The organism is Robertmurraya massiliosenegalensis JC6, from assembly GCF_000311725.1.
Classification (GTDB): Bacteria; Bacillota; Bacilli; order Bacillales; family Cytobacillaceae; genus Robertmurraya; species Robertmurraya massiliosenegalensis.
The window spans coordinates 1-1,630 of record NZ_CAHJ01000101.1 but is presented as its reverse complement, the minus strand read 5'-3'; the positions used below and the strand labels follow the sequence as shown (position 1 = coordinate 1,630).

Below are 1,630 nucleotides of genomic sequence, written 5' to 3'. Positions count from 1 at the left end.
GATTGAGTCAAGTATTTGTGGGCAGAAATTTTTCTACCGTAATACCGTAAGCGTTTTCACTTTTTGAAGGTCCCACTTGGTATCGACTTTTCTACTTTTTTAACAACCTACAAGGGCTGTCAACGCATGATATACTGGGATATTAGCTTTTCCTTTTAAGTAAGGGATGTTACCTCTTGTTGTTTCTCCAATGGTGTTCTTTATTTTCTCTACATAGTGCTTCGGCGGATTCTTTTCCACTGTGCTCTCTGTCCATCTTTCCACTCTTCCGAACAGAGTTTTTATTGTTAACTTGTCCATGTACGCTACCATTCCTATTATCATAGCGCTAACTCCTTTTTCTACCCAGCTACGGCCATTTTTCAGACGTTTGGCAAAGACGCTCATCGTTCCTTCTGCGCTTCCCATTGGACGCATTCCTTCGGTACTAATCCCTTGTTCCTTAAGCCACTTCCGGTAATCTGTTAAGGCCTCTGGATACTTCTCTAACTGCTGGATTAGCCCCTCCAGTCTTTCTTCCTGTGTTTCTGTTTCAAGAGTTCCAATTGCACTATTTAATTCGAGAAGTAGCTTATCACTATCGTATTTTGCCAGCGCCATTCGTATAGAGCGAGAACGTGGATGACGGAGGAATAAACTACGAATCTCTCGTGCCACATGGAAACGGTCAATGGTAAAGAATGCCCTCCCTTTAAAATGTTCTCGACAGGCTGTAATCCAATGAGCTCCATCTCCATTTATAACGAGCTTATGCACCGTTGGATCATATTCAAAAGTCTCAATCAAATAATCCTCAAATGCTTCCCAGAACGGCTGTTTTCCACGGTGAATAAAGTGGCGTTTCCCTTTTAGACTCACGCGTTTTCCGTTCACTTCCCAACCTTGATGAATGGCAGCTATTTTCTCTTCTTTTCCTCGTTTTCCTTTTCCTTGACGTTTCACATATAAACCGTCCACCTCTACAAACAAGACAGGACCGTGAACAAGTTCTTTTGCTTTTGGAATGCTTGTGATTTGTAATAAGTGCTGTCTAATCGCTTCGTGACTAATGACACGGTAACCCAGAAGGGTTTCCAGGGTATTAGCTGCTTTTCGATAGGCTGGACCTGTTATAGCCAGTTCCATGGCTGCTTCTTCGATGAGTGGACTAAAATTTCCAGCCCCCTCAAACTCTAGATGACGATCTAGAAGATAGACGTATTCCTCTTTTTCTCTGTCTCGATAATAGTTTCTCTTTATCTCAACCTGTCCAAAGAGACTATCCATATGGGTTTTACGTTTATCAAGAAGTCTGTATCTTTTTTTATCCCGTTCCTCAGCGATCTGTTGATCCATATCCTCCAACATATTCTTCATCACGGTTGAAAAAGTTGCCTGTAATTCCCTCCAAAGTAATTGTTCGATCTCTTTAAGATTTGGGTAATTTATGATATTCTTTTGCATAAGGGCTCTCCTCTAGGATTTGGTTTTAGTCGACTATGATTCTACCAAGGTGTAGCCCTTTTATCATGTTTTCTGCTTAGGCTCTACCGCGCTTTCGCTTGGTGGCCCCATCGTGTAGTGAACGATTTTCCAATCCTTCACTACACGATGGGGTTAATTTTTTTGCCCACATTAATTTTACTCATAC

At 41.7% G+C, this 1,630-nt stretch carries 1 protein-coding gene; it reads right to left on the bottom strand.

Going from position 1 to position 1,630, the window contains the following annotated elements:
* Positions 1 to 99: 99 nt before the first annotated feature.
* The gene (locus tag BMSHG_RS00030) at positions 100 to 1,443 is read right to left on the bottom strand and encodes an ISLre2 family transposase (protein ID WP_019152382.1); all 1,344 of its coding nucleotides are present in this window, start codon (positions 1,441 to 1,443) and stop codon (positions 100 to 102) included.
* Positions 1,444 to 1,630 lie beyond the last annotated feature (187 nt).

What these genes read in the sequence shown, in the direction of transcription:
- BMSHG_RS00030 (WP_019152382.1), bottom strand. Translation starts at nt 1,443, where the DNA reads ATGCAAAAGAATATCATAAATTACCCAAATCTTAAAGAGATCGAACAA.